The sequence below is a fragment of the Paenibacillus sp. FSL H3-0329 genome (genome assembly GCF_037963285.1).
Lineage (GTDB): Bacteria > Bacillota > Bacilli > Paenibacillales > Paenibacillaceae > Paenibacillus_AQ > Paenibacillus_AQ odorifer.
In genome coordinates this window covers 4,497,894-4,519,627 of sequence record NZ_CP150150.1, presented here as the reverse complement: position 1 = coordinate 4,519,627, position 21,734 = coordinate 4,497,894, and the positions used below count along the sequence as shown (strand labels likewise).

At 45.2% G+C, this 21,734-nt stretch carries 17 protein-coding genes and 1 tRNA gene; 13 read left to right on the top strand and 5 right to left on the bottom strand.

Going from position 1 to position 21,734, the window contains the following annotated elements; all coding sequences use genetic code 11:
- Nucleotides 1-514 precede the first annotated feature (514 nt).
- Nucleotides 515-2,479, top strand: a complete 1,965-nt coding sequence (locus NSQ66_RS19975) for a WG repeat-containing protein (protein WP_076141295.1) — start codon at nucleotides 515-517, stop codon at nucleotides 2,477-2,479.
- Between the two features lie 304 nt (nucleotides 2,480-2,783).
- Nucleotides 2,784-3,500 (top strand): CAP domain-containing protein, encoded by a 717-nt coding sequence (locus NSQ66_RS19970; protein ID WP_036685704.1) that lies wholly within the window; start codon nucleotides 2,784-2,786, stop codon nucleotides 3,498-3,500.
- A 133-nt stretch (nucleotides 3,501-3,633) separates the two neighbouring features.
- Here NSQ66_RS19970 and NSQ66_RS19965 read toward each other — a convergent pair.
- A tRNA-Lys gene (locus NSQ66_RS19965) sits at nucleotides 3,634-3,706 on the bottom strand.
- A gap of 239 nt (nucleotides 3,707-3,945) precedes the next feature.
- Here NSQ66_RS19965 and NSQ66_RS19960 point away from each other — a divergent pair.
- From NSQ66_RS19960 to NSQ66_RS19935, 6 genes are all read left to right on the top strand, one after another.
- Nucleotides 3,946-4,785: a GDSL-type esterase/lipase family protein gene (locus NSQ66_RS19960; protein ID WP_051491403.1), complete on the top strand. Its 840-nt coding sequence runs from the start codon at nucleotides 3,946-3,948 to the stop codon at nucleotides 4,783-4,785.
- 102 nt (nucleotides 4,786-4,887) lie between these two features.
- Nucleotides 4,888-5,868 (top strand): ABC transporter ATP-binding protein, encoded by a 981-nt coding sequence (locus NSQ66_RS19955; RefSeq protein WP_036685707.1) that lies wholly within the window; start codon nucleotides 4,888-4,890, stop codon nucleotides 5,866-5,868.
- Nucleotides 5,861-6,850, top strand: coding sequence for an ABC transporter permease (locus tag NSQ66_RS19950; RefSeq protein WP_036685819.1), 990 nt, complete (start codon nucleotides 5,861-5,863; stop codon nucleotides 6,848-6,850). Before NSQ66_RS19955 ends, NSQ66_RS19950 begins: the two co-directional genes overlap by 8 nt.
- Before the next feature lie 169 nt (nucleotides 6,851-7,019).
- The gene (parE, locus tag NSQ66_RS19945) at nucleotides 7,020-9,002 is read left to right on the top strand and encodes a DNA topoisomerase IV subunit B (RefSeq protein ID WP_036685709.1); all 1,983 of its coding nucleotides are present in this window, start codon (nucleotides 7,020-7,022) and stop codon (nucleotides 9,000-9,002) included.
- Nucleotides 9,003-9,180: 178 nt separating this feature from the next.
- On the top strand, nucleotides 9,181-11,622 hold the full coding sequence (gene gyrA / locus NSQ66_RS19940) for a DNA gyrase subunit A (protein ID WP_036685712.1): 2,442 nt from the start codon (nucleotides 9,181-9,183) through the stop codon (nucleotides 11,620-11,622).
- A gap of 192 nt (nucleotides 11,623-11,814) precedes the next feature.
- Nucleotides 11,815-12,246, top strand: coding sequence for a MarR family transcriptional regulator (locus NSQ66_RS19935; protein WP_036685713.1), 432 nt, complete (start codon nucleotides 11,815-11,817; stop codon nucleotides 12,244-12,246).
- 622 nt (nucleotides 12,247-12,868) lie between these two features.
- On the opposite strand, the gene NSQ66_RS19930 is transcribed toward NSQ66_RS19935, so the two are convergent.
- Nucleotides 12,869-13,615 carry an RluA family pseudouridine synthase gene (locus NSQ66_RS19930; RefSeq protein ID WP_076141294.1) on the bottom strand — a complete coding sequence of 249 codons (747 nt, stop codon included), beginning with the start codon at nucleotides 13,613-13,615 and terminating at the stop codon, nucleotides 12,869-12,871.
- 3 nt (nucleotides 13,616-13,618) lie between these two features.
- On the bottom strand, nucleotides 13,619-14,482 hold the full coding sequence (locus tag NSQ66_RS19925) for a class I SAM-dependent methyltransferase (RefSeq protein ID WP_036685718.1): 864 nt from the start codon (nucleotides 14,480-14,482) through the stop codon (nucleotides 13,619-13,621).
- A 231-nt stretch (nucleotides 14,483-14,713) separates the two neighbouring features.
- On the opposite strand from NSQ66_RS19925, the gene NSQ66_RS19920 reads away from it, so the two are divergent.
- The 4 genes from NSQ66_RS19920 (at nucleotide 14,714) to NSQ66_RS19905 (ending at nucleotide 17,375) form a co-directional block, all read left to right on the top strand.
- On the top strand, nucleotides 14,714-15,253 hold the full coding sequence (locus tag NSQ66_RS19920; protein ID WP_076141293.1) for a DUF6597 domain-containing transcriptional factor: 540 nt from the start codon (nucleotides 14,714-14,716) through the stop codon (nucleotides 15,251-15,253).
- A gap of 363 nt (nucleotides 15,254-15,616) precedes the next feature.
- Nucleotides 15,617-15,982, top strand: coding sequence for a VOC family protein (locus tag NSQ66_RS19915; protein ID WP_076141291.1), 366 nt, complete (start codon nucleotides 15,617-15,619; stop codon nucleotides 15,980-15,982).
- A 171-nt stretch (nucleotides 15,983-16,153) separates the two neighbouring features.
- Complete coding sequence (locus NSQ66_RS19910; RefSeq protein ID WP_038572388.1) at nucleotides 16,154-16,606, top strand: flavodoxin; 453 nt, start codon at nucleotides 16,154-16,156, stop codon at nucleotides 16,604-16,606.
- Nucleotides 16,607-16,619: 13 nt separating this feature from the next.
- Complete coding sequence (locus tag NSQ66_RS19905; protein ID WP_155288157.1) at nucleotides 16,620-17,375, top strand: hypothetical protein; 756 nt, start codon at nucleotides 16,620-16,622, stop codon at nucleotides 17,373-17,375.
- Nucleotides 17,376-17,472: 97 nt separating this feature from the next.
- On the opposite strand, the gene NSQ66_RS19900 is transcribed toward NSQ66_RS19905, so the two are convergent.
- Together NSQ66_RS19900 and NSQ66_RS19895 are read right to left on the bottom strand one after the other, a co-directional pair.
- Nucleotides 17,473-18,318, bottom strand: coding sequence for a GNAT family N-acetyltransferase (locus NSQ66_RS19900; protein ID WP_076141290.1), 846 nt, complete (start codon nucleotides 18,316-18,318; stop codon nucleotides 17,473-17,475).
- Between the two features lie 82 nt (nucleotides 18,319-18,400).
- Entirely contained in the window at nucleotides 18,401-18,694 is a 294-nt protein-coding gene (locus tag NSQ66_RS19895; RefSeq protein ID WP_076141289.1) for a GNAT family N-acetyltransferase, read from the bottom strand.
- 2,066 nt (nucleotides 18,695-20,760) lie between these two features.
- On the opposite strand from NSQ66_RS19895, the gene NSQ66_RS19890 reads away from it, so the two are divergent.
- Entirely contained in the window at nucleotides 20,761-21,663 is a 903-nt protein-coding gene (locus NSQ66_RS19890; RefSeq protein WP_038572383.1) for a winged helix-turn-helix domain-containing protein, read from the top strand.
- Nucleotides 21,664-21,734: the final 71 nt, after the last annotated feature.

Sequence of the window (21,734 nt, the reverse complement as noted above, 5' to 3'; positions counted from 1 at the left end):
GCGAAAGAACGGTAAAAATCCCGTAGGATTGGCTGAAACGAGCTACGTGAGGCGAATGAACGGTAAAAATCCCGTAGGATTGGCTGAAACGAGCTATGTGGGACGATAGAACGGTAAAAATCCCGCAGAATTGACTGAAACGAGCTATGTGAGGCGAATGAACGGTATAAATCCCGTAGAATTGGCTGAAACGAGCTATGTGTGGCGAATGAACGGTATAAATCCCGCAGAATTGGCTGAAACGAGCTATGTATGGCGAATGAACGGTAAAAATCCCGTAGAATTGGCTGAAACGAGCTACGTGAGGCGAATGAAAGGTACAAATCCCGCAGAATTAGCTGAAATGATATACAGAGGACGAAAGAGAGGCGAAAATGCCCTAGAATACGCCTACCCCCTCTGCGGATTCCCCACCAAAGCTCCTCTCCCCCCAACCCCAAAGATCAAAAAGCACATAAACCAACGTTCTCCCATATTCTATAGGCAAATGCCTTTGTTAAAGGGGAGCGACTGGATGTTAAGGATTAGGTTGAATGAGCTAGGGAAAGGGAATGACAATGGTCTGATACAGGCGGATGTATGGAAATGGGATGGCATTGGCTGGAACGAATATATTACTCAGCAGGATGAGGATTTCATACGCACGGAAGAGGAGTTATTTGTCACGATTCCGGCAGAAGCGGGATTATATCGTGTAGATTACTCTAATAAGCCTTTTGAGGCGCCATACTTATTGCCGGAGTGGGTGGGGGACGATCTGCGGACCACGGGTCTGCATCCGGCGCCGTTTAATCTCAAAGAGGGCACACTTTGGGGATATATTAATGACGAAGGCCGTGTTCAGATTGAACCTCGGTACGAATATGCTGAGGATTTTCAAAAGAACGGTCTTGCCGTAGTTCAGCGAAAAAATAGCAGCGGGCTCATTGACAGCACTGGAAGAGAACGAGTGAAGCCGATCTATTCTTTTATTGCGCCTTTTTCGGAAGAGCGCGCGGTAGTGTCGGATGCCAAGGGGTACACTTTTATTGATGAAAAAGGCAAAGAAGTGACGTCCGCCCGGTATGATTATCTGAACTCATTACATGAGGGGCGTGCACTATTTTCAAAACAAAATACAACCGGTGGCCAATCGCTATATGGATATGTGGACGCGCAAGGTAAAGAGGTGCTGCCCGCGATTTATGTGGATGCCAATGATTTTATGAACGGCGTGGCTTTGGTTAAAATCAAAGAAGAAGAGTATGCGCTCATCGATCCGGCTGGGAACATCCTGCATACTTATAACCATCCTTTTGTAGGAAGTCCGGGAGAGGGTTTACTCGCCTATCAAGCGACTGAAAACGGTAAATATGGCTATTTAAATACGGATGGTTCTGTAGCTATTCAGCCGCAATTCACCTCTGCTTTACCTTTTTCAGAGGGACGTGCGGTGGTGAATACCGCTGAGAATTATGGCAACGCCTACGGGCTGATTGATAAACAAGGGAAAATGATCATCCCGGCAAAATATTATGAAGTATTGCAGCTAGGTGAAGGCAGAGTAGCCATAGGAACGCCTGTATTCCCCAGCCAGCCTTATCGCGGATCACGTTATGTAATTGCAGATGCGGAAACGGGAGCGGTCCTGAGCAATCACACCCTGCTTGGCGTGAACAATTATCAGGAAGGCTTGGCGTCTGTATTTGATGCTAAAGATACCTATTTTATCGATAGAAGTGGAAAAAAGGCAGCCCAGCCTCCAGTTATTCCAGGTACAGGAACACTCACCCTTAGCGGACGTTTGATAAGAGCAGATGTAGATCAGCGCACCTCTTATTATGATCGGCAGGGAAAGCAGGTTTGGCGCCAAAATGGAGTCATTCCGCTGAGACCTCCCTATTCCGTAGTGGAGAAGAAATACAAACCGAACAGGGATTATCTGGTGTATTATCCGGTCGTTGAAGGGATTGCCAGTGCGGAAGTTTCGCGAGAGGTTAACGATAAGCTGCGCAAGCTATCCCTTGCTGAAGACGTTGGGAGTGGAGGGGTTTCCCAGGACTTTAGTTATAATGGTGATTTTTCAGTCTCTTTCTTCCGTAAAAACCTGCTGGTGCTGGAGCTGACCGGATATCGTTTTCCTTTTGGAGCAGCACATGGAATGCCTACCAAAATCTATCCGCATATTAATTTGCGCAGCGGCAGGTTCTATAAGCTGGGAGATTTGTTCAAGCCGGGCAGCAGATATGTGGAGAAGCTCAGTAAAATTGTGGGCAAACAGATCGAGAACGATCCACAATATTCATATGTTTTTCCGGATACGTATAAAGGAATTACCTCGGATCAACCCTTCTTTGTGGATAATGAAGCGTTGTATCTGTATTTCGCACCTTATGAGATCGCTCCGTATTCTGCAGGTTTTCCAACCTTCCGGATTCCTTATGCGGAGATCATGGGATTGATCTCTACGGAGGGCGAGTTCTGGCAGTCGTTTCATTAATTGACAGGTATCCATAGGTTTGCTGAAGTTGCCGTCCTTTCGGGGAGGGCGACTTTTTTTGTGCTTTCTTTCGCGAATAATAGATGAATTGGTATTTTTAGGCAGGAAAACAGCGAAAGAAAGCGAATGTATCTAGGAATCAGAAATCTTACAGTCAAGACTATTATATGTAAAAAATTAGAAGCGCACATTTGAGAGATTTATGCTACAATGACTGAGGAACAAATTACAACTTTGTAACATTTGTAGATGGTCACTCTAGGCACAAGCATATATTACACGCAAGAAAAAAGGAGATGGCAGATTGAAGAACAAGACATTAAAAGCAATCATCGGTGGTAGTGTGGCAGCTGTTATGGCACTTAGTATTTCTCTTCCATTGGAAGCAAATGCGGCATCGAATGAATCGACAGTAACAATAAAAGGCACAAGTTATGAGCAAATATTACAATATTTTAAACAAGCTAATCTTGAGGGATTCCCTTTTTCGAATAGCACAATCGTGGTGACTAAGCCGCAAACTGGAACAGTACCAAACAAAGACAACACGACCACAACTACAACTACAAAACCGGTTACAAAGCCAGCAGACACAACTACTGTAACTAAGCCGACAGATAATACAACTACAACAGGTGCTGTGAGCAATAAAGGAACCTATGTTCAGCAAATCGTAACGCTGGTAAACAAAGAACGTGCAGCAGCTGGTTTGTCACCTGTAGCTGGATTGGACAGCCTGCACAAAGTTGCCGCTACAAAAGCTACGGATATGCGTTCGAATAACTATTTTTCACATACTTCACCTACGTATGGTTCACCATTTGATATGATGAAATCCTTTGGCATCACTTATAAAGCCGCAGGCGAGAACATCGCAATGGGACAAAAAACACCAGAAGAAGTTATGAAGGCATGGATGAATAGTCCAGGTCACCGCGCTAATATTTTGAATGCTAACTTCAATTATATCGGTGTAGGTTATGATAATAATTACTGGGTTCAAGAGTTTATTGGTAAATAATACGAGTAGATGCTTCAGGAAGAAATCGTTCTCCGATGTAAGTCGGGGAGCGGTTTTTTTTGTGTGGTGAAGATCAAAAATGCAACAAAAAAAGAAGCAAGGAACTTGTCCTTACTTCTTCTGTCTAGCTCTATGGGTTATGCAGGGGTCGAACCTGCGACCTGCCGATTAAGAGTCGGCTGCTCTACCAGCTAAGCTAATAACCCGTAATGTCTAAAGAGTCAACGGGAAATATTATATAATGGCATTAATTAAAAAGCCAGTATTTTTTTATTTTCAAAAAAGTCCACACTCGCTCCTCGGCATAAACACTGTAACAGCGGGATTTATTTCTTTGCTAGACATTTGCAAAACTTCTATGGAAGAATTATGTTTATGTAACATAGTTAAGATCTTTGTAAATTGTGCAACAATACATAATAGAACGGCATACGGAGGGATAGCTTTGAAGGATTCGAAATGGACATGGCGCAGCGTCAGCTTGATTTCCATAGTAACAACTATAGTTTTGATGGTTGGTTTAGTTTATGCGGTTAAAGATATTATCTATCCGGTCGGAGAGGTTACCGAGAGCAGCTTGCCTCAGCAAACAGCCGCACCGGTGACGGAGACTGTCAAGCTCCTCAAAATTGTTGCGCTCGGGGATTCGCTTACCAAGGGGACTGGTGATAACACCGGAGAAGGGTTTGTTAAGCGTACGGTTACTGGTTTATCTGCAAAAGGTGTCACAGTAGACTTTTTAGGTAATATGGGGATTAACGGGTTGACTACTGCCGGGCTGTTAAGCAAACTGAACGAAGATGGTGTGGAGTATGCCTTGCGCATGTCGAATGTTGTTTTGCTATCCGTCGGAGGAAATGATCTGTTTAAGGATTCGGATATTCTTGAGAATAATGGGGCGCAGCAAGGAAACACAACTTCATCAACCTCTGAGCAGGAGCTGACTCCAGAGTCTTTATTAGCCGCTCTGCCAGAAGCAGCAGCTAGGCTGGAGAAGATTCTCGATAAAATCTCACAGATCAATCCAAATGCGCAAATTTACTATATGGGGCTGTATAATCCCTTTGGCGATATTCCAGAATTACTGGTACCAGGCAATCAAGCGGTAACGAAGTGGAATAATACGGCAATGGATATTATTAATAAGCATAGCAACATGACCTTGGTTCCTACGTTTGACTTGTTTAACAGACATTTGGACAAGTATCTATCCACCGATCATTTTCATCCTAATGGTGATGGCTATCAGCGAATCGGAGAACGGTTCATACAGGCTGTGCAGTAGTATATAGGTGAGTGTTAAATTTTGCAGTAAGATCATGTAGGTAAATGCCCTTTGAGCAAGTACAAACCGAGAAAATGACAGTCACAAGGAGCTAAATTAAATATGACAAAAGCGAATAGTGAAGACTCCGGCACAGTCGTCTTGTCTGTGGACGGGGTACGTAAAAAAATAGGACGGAAATGGATAATAGATGATGTTACTTTCGATGTGAGAAAAGGGGAGATTTTCGGCTTTCTCGGCCCTAACGGCGCTGGGAAGACGACCACGATCCGCATGCTTGTGGATTTGATTCGTCCTACTGAGGGCAAGATTACAGTATGTGGGTACAATGTGAACCGAAATCCGGAAAAAGCATTGCAATATGTAGGCTCTATCGTTGAGAATCCTGAGGTATATACCTATTTGACCGGGTGGGAGAATTTGCAGCATTTTGCCCGGATGCAGCCTGGTGTAGACAATGAACGTATTAGCGAAGTGGTAGATATTGTTCGATTAGATCAGCGGATACATGATAAGGTAAGTACATACTCGCTTGGGATGAGACAACGATTAGGCATTGCGCAGGCACTGTTGGGACGTCCACGGCTGCTTATTTTGGACGAGCCGACGAATGGACTTGACCCTAAAGGTATTAAGGAGCTGCGAGAATTCATTCGCAAGCTGGCGGATGAAGGGCTGGCGGTGTTCGTATCGAGCCATTTGCTAAGCGAAATTCAACTTCTTTGCGACCGTGTAGCGATAATTAGTAAAGGGCGTGTATTGGCTGTTGGTGCGGTAGATGAGCTGATCGCTCGTAATTCGCCGTATGTACTTTGGGAGCTGGAGCCTTTTGCTGAGGCTCGGGAAATGCTGGCTGATCGTTCAGATATTCAGATTCAAAAACTGGAAGACGTCACATTAGATGACTCAATTATTGCAGGGATGGGCCCCAATTCTTTAATAACGATCATGGATCAGGATCTGATCCCCGAGATTGTGGCCGTAATGGTTACTGCTGAAATCGAGGTGAGGGCTGTGCATAAAATTAATCCGACACTGGAACAGCTATTCTTGAAACTAACGGAGGGTGAGAATGTTGAGTAACTTGCTTCCGCTAATCCGTAATGAGTGCTTGAAGATTATAAAAAAGAAACGGTTTTATGTTATACTGCTGATTCTGATTGTACTGGTGCCTATGTTCACCTATGCACAGATGCGTTCAGCCGAACGGAGCCGGGAGAAGTTTAATTCCGATTGGCGGCTTGAGATCCAGCAGCAGATTATCGATAATCAAAATTCACTGGGAAGTGACCGGATTCCAGAGGAATGGAAGACTTATCGGCGAATATTTGTACAACAGCTTCAGTATTATCTTCACCATGACGTTAATCCGAATGAACCTAGCGGGGTTACCTTTACCCGTGAATTTATGGATAATTCGGTTACATTATTTATTCCGTTGCTTATTATGGCGGTGGCCTCAGATTTGGTCTCGGCCGAAAGGACAACTGGAACTATCAAAATGCTGTTGACTAGGCCGGTCAAGCGCTGGAAGGTGCTTTTTAGCAAAATGACAGCACTGCTAATGTTTGTCTCGCTTATCGTACTTTCCACATTTGCAATCAGCTACTTTATCTCTGGTCTCGCCTTTGGTTTTAAAGGCTTTAACATTCCTGTTTTCACAGGCTTTAAAATAAGTGGTGATTCGCTAGATATGTCTACTGTACATGCAGTGCCTCAGTGGAAATATATGCTTATGCAAGGTGGTTTGATTTGGTTCGTCAGCGTAGTGGTTGCACTGCTCGCATTCATGATCTCGGTGCTTGTTCGCAGTACTGCCGCGAGTATAGTAGTTATGATGGCCGCTCTGATTGCAGGTAGTATACTGACCAATATGGCCTCTGCCTGGACAACAGCGAAATATTTATTTATGGTAAATCTTGGACTGACCAGCTATTTGTCTGGTACTCCCGCCCCCATTGAAGGGATGTCCTTGTCATTTTCCATGGCTGTGCTGGCTGTATGGGGAGCCGCTTCGGTGATCATTTCATTCGCCGTCTTTACGAAAAGGGATATTTTGAATTAGAATGAACAAAGTGACCAAAACGTTTGTTTGCATTTCTTAGAAATATAGGAGAGTATAATTTCACGTTATATTCTATCCTTAGGTTTTTGGCAGTAACGGATACCGTTCTTAACAAAAAGGACGGCCAAGCCGTTTCTTCTTAGTATAGAGAAAAGAAGGAGGAGCATGAATGCTCGAACAGATCGATATGTTTGCTGAAGTTTCTAATAACGGCGAGAATGGCCGTACTGGATACGATGCTGACGACATTCAAGTGCTCGAGGGTCTGGTTGCAGTACGCAAACGACCTGGCATGTATATCGGCAGTACGAGTTCTTCAGGACTACATCATTTAGTATGGGAAATCGTAGATAATGCCGTAGATGAGCATTTAGCCAAGTATTGTACAAAGATTGACATACTGCTTCGCAAGGATGGCTCGGTAACCGTTAGCGATAATGGACGGGGGATCCCGACTGGAATGCATAAGACAGGGGTACCTACACCGCAAGTTGTATTTACAATTTTGCATGCGGGCGGTAAGTTCGGTGGATCGGGTTATAAAAAATCAGGCGGTTTGCATGGCGTAGGGGCTTCTGTCACAAACGCTTTGTCTGAATGGCTCGAAGTAGAAATTTATCGTGAGGGCAAAATCCATCGTCAGCGGTTTGAGTACTGGGTGGACAAGAAGGGCAAAGAGCATGTCGGCGAACCTGTAACTGGTCTTGAAATCTTGGGTAACACCAATAAAACTGGTTCGAAAATTACTTTCAAGCCAGATATTCGTGTCTTCCCAAATGGAATTGCTCTGAATTATGACACGCTGGCAGAGCGGGTTCAGGAGATTGCTTTTCTGAATTCCGGTCTGCGTATTACACTGCAAGATGAGCGGAGCAACCGTCAGGATGAATTCTTTTATGAAGGTGGAGCCAGTCAATTTGTGCAGTTCCTCAACGAAGGTAAGGATGTTCTCCATGATGTTATTCATTTCAGTGCAGAAAAGGATGATATCGAGGTAGAAGTAGCTCTTCAATACAACGGAGGCTACACAGAAACCTTGGCTTCCTTCGTAAACTCCATTCCAACTCGCAGCGGGGGCACACATGAGACCGGCTTTAAAACTGCGTACACTCGTGTATTAAATGAATATGCCCGCCGCACGCAATTGCTTAAAGAAAAGGATAAAAACCTGGAAGGTAATGATCTGCGGGAAGGCATGATGGCTGTCATTAGTGTAAAAATGTCCGAGGTTGAATTTGTTGGACAGACAAAGGATCAGCTTGGCAGTGCTTCCGCCCGTAGTGCAGTAGATTATATTGTTTCTGAAAATATGGCGCGTTTCTTGGAAGAAAATCCACAAGTTGCGCAGAGCCTGCTGAAGAAATCGATTCAAGCGTCGAAAGCCCGGGAAGCGGCACGTAAAGCCCGCGATGAGATCCGCACAGGCAAGAAACGCAGCGAAAGCTCGAATCTTGGCGGTAAGCTGTCTCCTGCACAATCAAAGGACGTTACACGTACGGAGCTGTTCATCGTGGAAGGTGATTCCGCGGGTGGTTCGGCTAAGCAAGGCCGTGACTCTAAGATTCAAGCGATATTGCCGCTAAAAGGTAAACCGATGAATCCGGAGAAGGCTAAGCTGCTGGACATCCTGAAGAACGACGAGTATAAAGCAATTATTTCTACGATAGGCGCTGGAATTGGTCCGGATTTCACTGTCGAAGACAGCAATTATTCCAAAATTATCATTATGACCGATGCCGATACCGATGGAGCGCATATTCAGGTGCTGCTGCTGACATTTTTCTATCGTTATATGAAGCCTTTATTAGATGCAGGTAAGGTCTTTATTGCTCAGCCTCCACTTTATAAGTTGACCCGCAAAACGGGTAAGCTGGAGACCGTAAGGTATGCATGGAGTGATGAAGAGCTGCAAAATTACTTAAAGGAATTCGGCAAAAACTTCGAGCTTCAGCGTTATAAAGGGTTGGGTGAGATGAACCCCGATCAGCTGTGGGAGACAACGATGAATCCAGAGTCGCGTACGCTGCTTCAGGTACAGATTGAGGATGCCGCTAAGGCGGAGCGCCGTGTTTCAACACTTATGGGTGACAAAGTCGATCCACGTAAACGCTGGATTGTTGAAAATGTCGATTTCACCGAAATTGTAGAGTAATGTCAGTGCTGCAAGTGACGATAATCCCGATTTTCTAAGAGTTTGGTGATTTATGGGACCTAGAAGATTTTTGGAACTGTAGGAGCGATAGTGCCCGGAATTCCAAAAATCCCTGAAGTACCCGAGAATCACCACACTATTTTAAAACGGGCAGTTTGAGGAACAGAAGGTGAGCAAAGTGAGTAGTTTATCAGAACAATTTTTGCCGGCATTTCTGGAAGAGGTCGTCGGTGACCGCTTTGGTCGGTATTCCAAATATATTATTCAGGACCGGGCAATCCCCGATGTCCGTGATGGACTTAAACCCGTGCAGCGCCGGATTCTTTACGCGATGTACGACTCCGGCAACACACCTGACAAGCCATACCGCAAGTCAGCCAAAACCGTCGGAGATGTAATGGGTAATTACCATCCACATGGTGACTCCTCTATTTACGATGGTATGGTACGTATGGCACAGCCTTGGAAGATGGGGCATGTGCTAGTTGACGGTCACGGCAACTGGGGCTCCATGGACGATGACCCAGCTGCGGCAATGCGTTATACAGAAGCACGGCTGTCTCCCATTGCAATGGAGATGATGCGTGATATCGAGAAGCGGACCGTCTTGTTTAAAGATAACTTTGACAATACCGCCAAAGAGCCTGTTGTGGTTCCTTCCCGGTATCCGAATCTGCTCGTAAATGGCACGAGTGGGATTTCTGCGGGTTTTGCTACTGAAATTCCGCCACATAATCTGCGTGAAGTAATTGACGCTTGTATCGCAGTGATGCAGAAGCCAAATATTGAGCTGGAGGAAATTATGACCTTTATGAAAGGTCCGGATTTCCCTACAGGCGGCACGATCATGGGCGGAGACGGCATCATGGATGCTTACCGCACAGGTAAAGGGCGTATTTACCTGCGCTCCAAGACAGAGATTGAGAATATGCGGGGCGGCAAGCAGCAAATCGTGATTACGGAAGTTCCATTCCAGATTGTAAAATCACGGCTGGTTACTTCCATGGAGAATATTCGGCTGGAGAAAAAGATCGATGGCATTGCCGAGGTTCGTGATGAGAGCGGCCGTGAGGGATTGCGGATTGTAGTCGAACTCAAAAAAGAGGCTGATGCTCAAGGCGTGTTGGCCTATCTGCTCAAAAAAACCGATCTTCAAATCACCTATAACTTCAATATGGTTGCTATTGTTAACAAAGCGCCTCAGCAGCTTGGTCTAAAAGCCATCCTAGAAGCTTATATCGCGCATCAGCGTGAAGTTGTGACTCATCGCACCCAGTTCGATCTGGAACGCGCTGAAGACCGTGCTCATGTCTTAGAGGGTTTAGTTAAAGCACTAAATATCCTGGATGAGGTTATCGCTGCGATCAAAGCGTCGAAAAACCGTCAGGATGCTCAGAACAATCTCGTATGGATGTTCGGCTTCAGTGAACGCCAAGCCGATTCGATCCTTACTTTGCAATTGTATCGTCTGACCAATCTGGAGATCACTTCACTCCAGAAAGAGTTAGATGAAATGATGGCAAAGATTACACATCTGCGCGGCATTTTGGAAAGCGACAAAAAGCTAGTTTCTGTAATCCGTAAGGAACTGCTGGAGATTCGCGACAAATACGGCATTGATCGCCGTTCTCTGATCCAAGGCGAAGTAGAGGAGCTCAAGGTTAGCCTTGAAGCGCTGGTCAACGCGGAGGATGTGCTAGTTGCTCTTTCAGCAGATGGTTATATTAAGCGGACTGGTATGCTTTCCTTCACCCGTTCAGGTGGGGAGCGTCATACCTCAGGCGTCAAAGAAGGTGACCATATCGTCAGGCTGCTGGATGTGAATACCCGTGACAGTCTGCTGGTATTTACCCGCAAGGGGCAATACTTCTTGCTTCCTGTGCACCAGATTCCGGAGTTTAAATGGAAAGAGCCTGGTACAGCGATTGTGAATGTCATTGGATTGTCTAAAGGAGATGGAATCGTTAGTGTGATTCCGGTTAATAATCTAGATGATCCGCAGCAAAGTCTTGTGTTCGTCACCCGTCGGGGTCAGGTGAAGCGTACAGAGCTCAAGGAATACTCTACAAGCCGTTCTGGAGCGGTAGCGGCCTGTAAGGTAGCCGAGGGTGATGAGATCATTACAGTGGCTTCCAGTACGAATGACAAGGACATTGTGCTGGTTACCCGTGAGGGAATGAGTATCCGATTCCATGAGAATGAGGTTAACCCTATGGGTCGCGTTGCATCTGGTGTAAGAGGAATTCAGCTGCGCGAGGGCGACGAGGTGATTTCCTGCTTCTGGGTCAGCGAAGATGAAGGCGAAATCCTTGCTATTTCTGATATTGGTTATGCGAAACGTTCATTACTTGTGGATTATCCATCACAAAGCCGTGGTGGCAAAGGAATGCCAACCTTCGAATTCAAGGAAGGCAAACGAATACGTCCAAATGGCAGCAGGTTAGCAGGGGCTTTCTATTGCAAGGAGCCATTAGAACTGAATGCCGTTACTCGTGAGAATGCCCACCATACGTTCTCCTCTGAATCAGCGCCGCTGGGCGAGCGTCGTTCTACAGGCAAACAGATTGTAGCTGTGGAGAAAAAGGATGAGATCATAAATCTTTTCCCATCAGTTCATTAAAACTAGCGATTAACAAGTGATTTTATAACGGCGTTTAGTCCGCTCTTTTGGAGGGTTGACTAAGCGTCGTTTTTTATTTTTTTATGCTGAAGGTCCGGCAGATTTATTTTTTCTTCTTTTGCAGGAAATGGAAGTTGTTTCGCGAAAATGTAGATATACCGGATAGAACCGCGAGGAAAGGAAGGAATAAGTGTGCATGCTTCTGAATTCAGTAAAATTTGGCATAAGATTTTAAAAGATTATAAATTACATATGGACAGTAATCTTGCTCCAACGCTGACGGATGCCCAACTTACTGTACTTGAACTGCTTCAGGAACGCGACGCGATGAAGCCTTCTGATCTGGCTCCACATTTGGCGACCAGTCCTGCAGCGGTTACGATGTTACTTGATCGGATGGAGAAGCATGAGCTTATTGTGCGGGAAAGAGATGCTTCGGACCGGCGGATTGTATGGGTGAGCATAACGGAGACTGGAAAGGAAGAAACTGCACGTGGTCTAAAGATCCGCAGTGATTTTTTTGCGGAAGCGCTTGATCCGATCTCCTCTCATAACCAACAGTTACTGCTCTACTTAATGGGCAAAATGGTTGTTACAACCACACCGGAGGGCTCAACACCTTGAAGCAAATAGCTTTGCTGTATCACTAGTGCATTTAGAGGATGTAGAAGCATTTAGAGTGTTTTAGAGCAATTAGAGGCACCTAGATGCATTTAGTTGTATTTTGTACAGCTATTATTTGCTAATTACTCGATTGATGAAATTTAACTGTATTTTATACAACTATTTTCTTGATTTACTTCTCTTTTTGCAGTTTCCCTGATTTTTAATTGTAAAAAGTACACTTAAAATCCGATCTACTGCTTTTTTATTCGGAATAAGTGTATAGAATGCAGTTATCTTACTTTTCATTTCAGATTCCATCTAGGATCCACTGCTGAACCACTGCTGAACCACTACTGATCCTCAGCTAAACTGAGCGGGTTACCGTTAGCTAAGTTCAGGCTGGAAGGGATGTTTAATCTCGAAAGGATGTTTAATCTCAAAGGGATATTCAATGCCCGGCTGGAATAATCGGACTAAGCATATCCTGCGGAGCTAGGAAGAACACTTCAGCGTGCGTGGACCCTCTTCCCATAGTCTGTTCAAGTAGCAGACGCAGAACCAAAAACGAGGCAGTGATTCTCCACTAACCGGAGAATCACTGCCTCGTTTTTTATCGTTTCAATGCCTAGAAACGGCTGCTTTAGAACAGCCCTTTTTTTAGTGTTTCCCGCGGCCACAGATCCCAAGGATGGGTTTGTGGGGGCAGAGAGATGAGTTCCACTTCTTCTTTAGTAACAGGGTGAGGGAATCCTACAAGTGCTGACCATAACGCAATTTGTTGCCCCGGTTTGTTCACTGAAGCCCCGTACTTCTGATCACCGTATAATGGGCAGCCGATCGAACTTAGCTGCACCCGAATTTGGTGGGAACGCCCTGTAAGTAAATCAATCTTAAGCAGGCTGTATCCTTCTGCACTGTCAAGCACTGTGTAATCCAGAATTGCTTCCTTGCCGCCGGGAGTTCCTTTTCGAACCACAGTGACGGTGTTACTCTTTGCGTCTTTAAGCAGCGTATCTGTAAGACGGCCACGAGTGGCTGGCGGTTTACCATGCACGACTGTTAAATACACCTTATGAAAGCCGTGAGTACGGACACTCTCGGATAGTCTTGAAGCCGCTTTTGAAGTCTTGGCAAAAATCATTGCTCCCCCAACCGGTCGGTCCAAACGGTGGACCAGACCTATATAGACGTTGCCGGGTTTGTTGAAACGTTCCTTCACATCTTCTTTCAGCAGGTTCAGCAGGTCAGGATCGCCTGTTGCATCCTCCTGAACAGGAATATTCACGGGTTTTACAATCCCCAGAAGATGGTTGTCTTCGTACAACACTTCAAAGCGTTGCGATCCGCCGCTTACAGCCTCATTGTTGCCGGAACTATGCTGTGTCATGGCTTACGCCTCCCAGCGACCCAGGATACCACATGGCAGATTCATGCCGGAGGAGGTGATCGGAAGACCGATTTCGCCGGAGGTAAGCTTTCCGCCATAACGTTTGCCCATGGTCATGGACAACATGTTGCGCAGTACAGTTGGAGAAATTCCTGTGGTGTAGGAATTAATGAGCATGAACAAAGGGTTGTCGCTCATAATCTCCATACAGCTCTCAAGGAAAGGGTACAAGCTTGATTCAAGCTTCCACATTTCTCCACCAGGTCCTCTTCCGTAAGAAGGAGGGTCCATAATAATCGCGTCATATTTACTGCCGCGGCGTTGTTCACGTTGTACGAACTTGAATACATCATCCGTGATAAAGCGGACTGGACGTTCTCCAAGACCAGACAGCTGAACGTTTTCTTTCGCCCACTGCACCATACCTTTGGCTGCATCCACGTGAACGACAGACGCACCGGCACTCGCCGCTGCCACAGTAGCTCCACCTGTGTAAGCAAAAAGATTCAGCACTGAGATTGGACGGTTAGCCGCTGCAATCTTGTCCATCATCCAGCTCCAGTTGGCTGCTTGTTCCGGGAATAGTCCTGTATGCTTGAAGTTTGTAGGACGTAAGTGGAATTTTAATTTACCATAGCTAATCTTCCAATCGTCCGGAATGGTTTTTTTCATTTCCCATTGTCCGCCACCAGCGGAGGAACGGTGATAATGTCCGTGCACATCACGCCATTTAGCGGTCTCATTATTTAGAGGCCAAATAATCTGTGGATCAGGACGACGCAAGATAATATCGCCCCAGCGTTCGAGCTTTTCTCCACCGCCTGTATCAATTACTTCATAGTCTTTCCAATCGCTCGCTATATACATGATTTAATCCATCCTTCAAAAAAATTCATTTAGCCTTTATTGTACAACATTTCAACTGATTGCTACAAACAAATTACGCCTCAGCCAGCTTCACCAATTATTTTGTCCAATGCTAATGAGGTGTATAATATTCCCATGCTTATGCGGCTATTCAACTGGTGCTGCAAGACTTGATTGTGTATGATCAGATAGTAGAGTCCTTACCCTATTTACGATCGGAGAACTAAAGCTATGTTCAATCTCTCACCGCTGTATTTCCCTATAACTGCAAAACCCAACCACACTAGTGAGTTTCTGCCCAGCCATGCCTTGCAGCCGTTTATTCGCTGTTTTTGGGGTTCTGTAGATGTGGAGTCTATACAACAACCTGAGACGGAGACAATAATTCCGGACACCTGTATGGATATTATTTGGGATTTGGATAGGGTATCAGGCAATACAAATACTTTTTTCTTCGGCATCAATGACACTCCATTTGAAGTCTCTTCAGACAGAAAACCAGGGGGGAGTACAACCTTTGGGATCCGATTTCATTTCTGGGCAGTTCATTTTTTTGCAGATGATCATCTGCGGAATGTCTTGAATGCACATGTCGATGTAGAACATTATTTTGGCACTTTTAAAAAAGAGCTTGGTCATCTATTGGAGAAAGTAAACTCGATGGACGAAAGGATTGCAGCCGCTGAAGCCTATCTGCTTCGTCGTCTTGAGCGTAGAGGGCGGACTAACGATCGGATGATGAACGCAGTCTATACAATGGTTAAACAATAAGGGATTGTGACCTCTGAGGATTTGGAGACCAGTTCTAATTTAAGCAGACGACAACTTGAACGGCTTTTTCAAGAATATATAGGTGTATCGCCCAAAAAAACAGCAGATCTCGTGCGGTTTCAGAATGTATGGCGGGAGATGTGTCATTTACCTGGGCAGACAAAGAATATGCAGGATCTTATTTTCGCGTATGGTTACAGTCATCAGTCCCATTTTATCAATAATTTCAAAAAATATGCAGGAAGAACCCCACTTGAAGCCTTGGTCTATGCAGGCCGAAGAATGTCGTAATTTTGCAATACAAAGCGTGTTAACCTTGTTAGACTAAATGAGACATATTATGAAAATGAGAGGGGACAAGTTATGATTTCGTCTTTTGAAGGGACTAACATTTACACTAAAGATACTGCGGCGTCAGCTAAATTTTATACGGAGGTACTGGGAATTCCTATGCCTTTCGAAGGCTACGGTAATTTCGACGGGGCAAAGCTTGGTTTTGACAAGAAAAAGCCGGGAATTATTATTTGGGATGCTGCAAAGTGGGAAAATCTTACGACAGGTTTTGTTAATTTAGTATTCGGCTGTGATAATCTTGATGAGACATACGAGCAGTTGAAAGCTAAGGGACTGGATTGTCAGCCACCTGTTACGATGGAATATGGCGGTAAAGAAATGAATTTTCGTGATCCTGATGGGAATCACATAACCTTGCTGGAAGGTGCTTATTAAGCTTCTTTTTAAGAAAAATGAGACGGAGCGCAAACTTCAACCGTGTGTAATAACGGGGAGTTTGCGTTTTTTTAACTTTATTTATTGACAATGATAATCATTATCAAATAGAATGAGGTGAAGCGTATATGATTTAAATTTAAGGTGTTAGTAGGGGAGGAACAGGAGTTTATGGCTAAAGTGCTTGTGGCATATGCTAGTTTAACTGGCAACACTGAAGAAATGGCTGAATTGATTGTAGAAGGAATACGCCAAGCAGGCGGTGAGGCTGTTTTGAAGTCGGTCACTGAATGTAATGCGATTGAGATAAAATCATATGAAGGCGTTCTGCTAGGGGCATATACTTGGGGTGACGGAGAGTTGCCCGATGAATCTCTTGATTTCTATGAGGAGATGGATGAACTTGATTTGACTGCCATGAAGTCAGCAGTTTTTGGTAGTGGGGATACAGGCTACGCCATTTATTGTGGGGCAGTGGATGTTATCGAGGAGAAGTTAAAGGCGCGTGGAGCAGTCATTTTGCAAGATAGCCTAAAGATTGAGTATGGCCCTAATGCTGTAGAAAAAGAAGCCTGCCGTCAATTCGGACGTCAATTCATCGAAGCCTGTATGGCGGTAACCTAAGATGGGGGGGCCAGTGGGAAGTTGGTTTAACAAAGCAAGGGCTGTACATACCCCTCCGTATAAACGGCTGCACGATTATCGCATGGAGCATATTATGCTGGGCGGGACTGAGAATTTAGCTAGCGGAGCTCCAGCGACGGGGCTCCCACGCTGGCGCCAGCAGGTTCAATATGCTGTGGGGCATACGCTTAATGACTTCTATAGTCTGCTGCCGGAAGTGCGGAGAGAGACACCTATACAATTTCTGTTAGAGCGACGGTGGCCTCCTAGGGGAGATGCTTTTCCCTCCCTTTTGCAATATTGGGATATCAAAACGAGTGTAGCTGATGAGCTTATGCGTATCGTTTCAAGCAATCATCTACAGGAGATTCCAGTGATGTTATATGAACAGTGGCATGTCCCAGTTCCAGCGTTGAATTTGGAGTTATCGATGATTACACAACTGGCTTGGAACTCTTCAAAAAGTGGCCGGAGCGTGAACATTCAGAAGTTTATGGTTAATGGCAATGAGGATATCATCACTGGATTTATGCATATGGCCAATGTTTTTTGCCATCATGCTTATGGTGAGCCAGCGGAGACCGTGGAAGTTTTCTCGCTGCTGGATGGACGTAAATACTGCTTTGCTGGAGAGGCAATCTCGCTTATGGAGTCACTGGATTATGTGCGTTTGTTATCCGTATTTCTTGAGCGTGAAGTGTTAGCTGACGGTTCCTTAAGCTGCAGCGATCGTAGAAATGAGAGAGGCGAAGCGAATTATTTACTATAATAAATATAGACCTCCTTATCTGCAGGTTAGAACACCAGCAAGTAAGGAGGTCTTATTGTTACTGCTTTATTAAAATCTCAAGAGTTAGGTCGGGGGATTAGCCGATAAATCGGTAATAATCCTGTTTATTCTGAATGACAAAGCCGCAGCTCTCATACAGCTTAAGTGCATTGGGATTATCCAGTGCGACCTCCAGATTTACACCATTATAATTTTGGCGCTCTCGTTCGATGGTCTGAAGAAGGGCGCTGCGGCCAATGCCAAGCCCACGTAGCTTTTTGTCGACTGTAAATCCATAGATCCAGGATTCATTATCTTCAGTCCACACTCGCATTTTCCCAACAGGCCTGCCGTCCATCTCGATCATAATATTCTCTTGCATATCTTCCTGTTTGTGCAACTCATACTGCTCGGCAGCATCTTCTGTCTTCATATCAAAACCTCCACAATCCAGTTCGACCAGAATGTGTGCCTCTTCTTCACGAGCTGGCCGTAAGACCACAGTCCCTGTTGCTGAGCTAACATCAGAAGAAACCATGGAATTGCCATCCCATTTCATTTGATATTCAGCGTGATTGAACTGTAGAGGCAAGGTTTGCAGGAAAGCAGTTCCAGATGAAGAAGCGGCGGGTGCATTTAGAAGAAGAGTAGAGACTTTATTGCGTTTGATTATGGTTTGTGCTCGGTTCCACAGAGAGGTGAAGATTCCGCGTCGACGGTAGCCTGGCCGAACCATGCCACAGACCTCCATATCGCTTCCAAAACCATAGAGTCCCAAGAAACCGACCAGTAATTCGTCCTCATAAGTCACAAGCCATTCCGTATCACCTGCGCTTGATGGCTGGCGGAGCATATCCCAATTCAGTTTTAATGAGATTCCTTCATATTGCTCACAGCGTTGTTGCAATTCCTCAATATTCTTAAAAGTGTCGGCAGACGTCAAACCCGTTTCCCCCTAAAGTGTATTTGAACTATTATAAGTTCGCATAGTTACTAAAAAAGCTTCGCGGAAACGGGAGCAGGTTTTAAGCTCTCCCGCCAGTATTCCCGCTCAGCACGTCTTTGTACTCCGGGTGCTTCTCGAATTGATGCGCAGCATAGGAGCACACGGGTACAATTTTTAAATTCTCATTCCGAGCCTTGTCCACAACAGCACGTACAAGCTTTTGTCCAGTACCTTGCCCGCGCAGTTCTTCGGAGACACGAGTGTGGTCAATGACCAATTCCCCGGTTTCTTTATCCAAACTGTATGTGATTTCGGCAACGACCTTACCGTCATTAGCAACAAAAAAACGTCCGTTTTCATTTTGAATTTGCATCTTATGGCTTCACTCCTAATTAGTTATTGCCTATATTTTACTACCATGAATTGCAAAAAGCGAGGAGCGAACCAGATTGATTGTTCTTCGGGCTGAATGTTGCTTTCCTTGTTACCCGTGGATCGCTGCGCTGTATTTTTTGTTCATGTGGGCAACTTGGTCAAGCAGAATATAGCAAGTGAGAGTTAACTAACCTCGAGTATTTGTTTTGGTAAGCTGAAAACTGGGAACGCTGGGAACGCTGGGAACGCTGGGAACGCTGGGAACCCCCGGAACCCCCGGAACCCCCGGAACCCCCGGAACCCCGAAATGCCAGAACCCCGTAACCCCGTAACCCCGTAACCCCGTAACCCCGTAACCCCGTAACCCCGTAACCCCGTAACCCCGTAACCCCGTAACCCCGTAACCCCGTAACCCCGTAACCCCGTAACCCCGTAACCCCGTAACCCCGTAACCCCGTAACCCCGTAACCACGAACTTCCGAACCCTTGGTTTTCCTATCAGCAGAACCTTTCGGACCCAGCAGACGCTATTTGCACATATTTAGCCGTTTGAGCAAAGTTTCGGACACCAGTGCAGCTATTCCTTATGAATAGGCACGAAATAGGCATTTATAGTGTCAATAGCGCCTATGGAGTCCGATTGCACACAAAAAATGGGATAATACTGCGAATAACGTCAACTGTGTCCGAGAGCGTAGGATACTAATCCTCAGCAGAAGCTTACGGACCAGAGTCCTAATTCCCCACTGATGCTTTCGGACCCAGCAGACGCTATTTGCACATTTTTAGCCTTTTGAGCAAATTTTCGGACCCCAGTGCAGCTATTCCTTTGGAATAGGAGCGAAATAGGCATTTTTAATGCCCATAGAGCCTATGGAGTCCGATCGCACACAAAAAATGGGATAATACTGCGAATAACGTCAACTGTGTCCGATAGCGTAGGATCCTAATTCTCCGCAAAAGCTTACGGACCAGAATCCTAATTCCTCACTGATGCTTTCGGACCCAGCTGACGCTATTTGCACATTTTTAGTCTTTTGAGTAAATTTTCGGACATCATAGCAGCTAATCCTTTGGAATAGGCACGAAATAGGCATTTATAGTGTCAATAGCGCCTATGGAGTCCGATAGCATGCTGAAAAGGGGATAATACTGCGAATAAGGAAAACTGAGTCCGATAGCGTAGGATCCTAATCCTCCGTAGAACCTTTCGGACCAGAGTTCTAATTTCCCACTGATGCTTTCGGACCCAGCTGACGCTATCTGCACATATTTAGCCGTTTGAGCAAAGTTTCGGACACCAGTGCAGCTATTCCTGTGGAATAGGCACGAAATAGGCATTTATAGTGTCAATAGCGCCTATGGAGTCCGATCGCACACAAAAAATGGGATAATACTACGAATAACGTCAACTGTGTCCGATAGCGTAGGATACTAATCCTCAGCAGAAGCTTACTGACCAGAGTCCTAATTCCCCACTGATGCTTTCGGACTCAGCAGACGCTATTTGCACATTTTTAGCCGTTTTAGCAAATTTTCGGACCCCAGTGCAGCTATTCCTTTGGAATAGGAGCGAAATAGGCAGCCTATGGAGTCCGATAGCATGCTGAAAAGGAGATAATACTGCGAATTAGGTCAACTGAGTCCGATAGAGCTGAGTCCTGATCTCCCGCTGAAGCCTGCGGACCCAGCAGACGCTATTAGCACAAGGTCAACTGAGTCCGATAGAGCTGAGTCCTGATCTTCCGCTGAAGCCTGCGGATCGAGCAGACGCTATTAGAATAAGGTCAACTATGTCCGATAGCGCAGAGTCCTGATCTCCCGCTGAAGCCTGCGGATCGAGCAAACGCTATTAGCACAAGCTCAGCTGTATCCGATAGCGCCCACGCTCGCGGAAATGTCAGCTAAATCAACGTGAAATGCAGAAAATTCGGTGCTGAAACAGCAGCTAATGAATTTTTATACACTCCCGTTTATAGAGTAGCTTGCGTATTCTCAGGATAATACAATAAGATTAAGAGAATATCTCACTACTGAAAAGAACCGCTAGCAGGAGGAATCATTGTGGAATACAAGGTTGAGGTTGAATTTGGATCGATTTATGAATTGTTGAACAGCTTACATACTTATCTCTGCAAAAAATCCTATAAGAAGATTGATTTAGGGGTAGCGTGGGCTAATGAAATTGAAAGCACGCTCAGTGAAGAGCTGTTATCCCGTCTGAAAGAAACCGAACTAAACAATGAGTGGAAAATGTTGAATCTGCTCATTTACTGTTGTCCATTTAAGGATGATGTAGACAGTGTGTTGAACTGGATTGAACGGTTATCGGTTGGTGAGTTATATGAGACCTTATCAAAATATGTAAAGGTATTTCCAAGCCATATGGAGGATTACCGTAACCGCGTAGTATTTTTACTTTCCGAGTGGAACCGCCAGTACTTTAGCCAATGCAATCCTGCGATTTTGAGCAAACTGCAGCAGCATGCGGATTCGAAGAACACGGAGCTTAATGAACTGGACACTGCGGATTTCGTGAACAAGACGACCAACGGATTTTACTTCATGCCTACGGATGGGCTTAAGAAGCTCGTACTGATTCCACAGTATCATTTTCAGCCTGCTAATATTATCTATTGCTATGGGGAATTAACGATCTGCCATTATGCGGCGTGGATATCGATGGAGAATGAGGAAATCTCCCCTTTTATGTACAGAGCGATCCGTAGTCTGAGTGAAAAAAGCCGGCTAAAAATCCTCCAAGCCCTTAGTGATGGCCGTAAGACGTTTACCGAAATTGTTAAGCATGCGGGGATCTCGAAGGGGATTGTGCATGATCATATTTTTAATCTTCGTTGTGCAGGTTTGCTTCATGCCTATATTGAAGGAGAGAATGTCACCGGATACAGTCTGCGTCTTGAAGGTATTCATCGGATGAACGAGCAGCTATTCGAGTATTTGAAATAATGATTTCGAAAAAAAATAACCGTCTGAAAGCCAGGGCTTCTCTTATGCAGAGAGGGGTTTTGGCTTTTTTA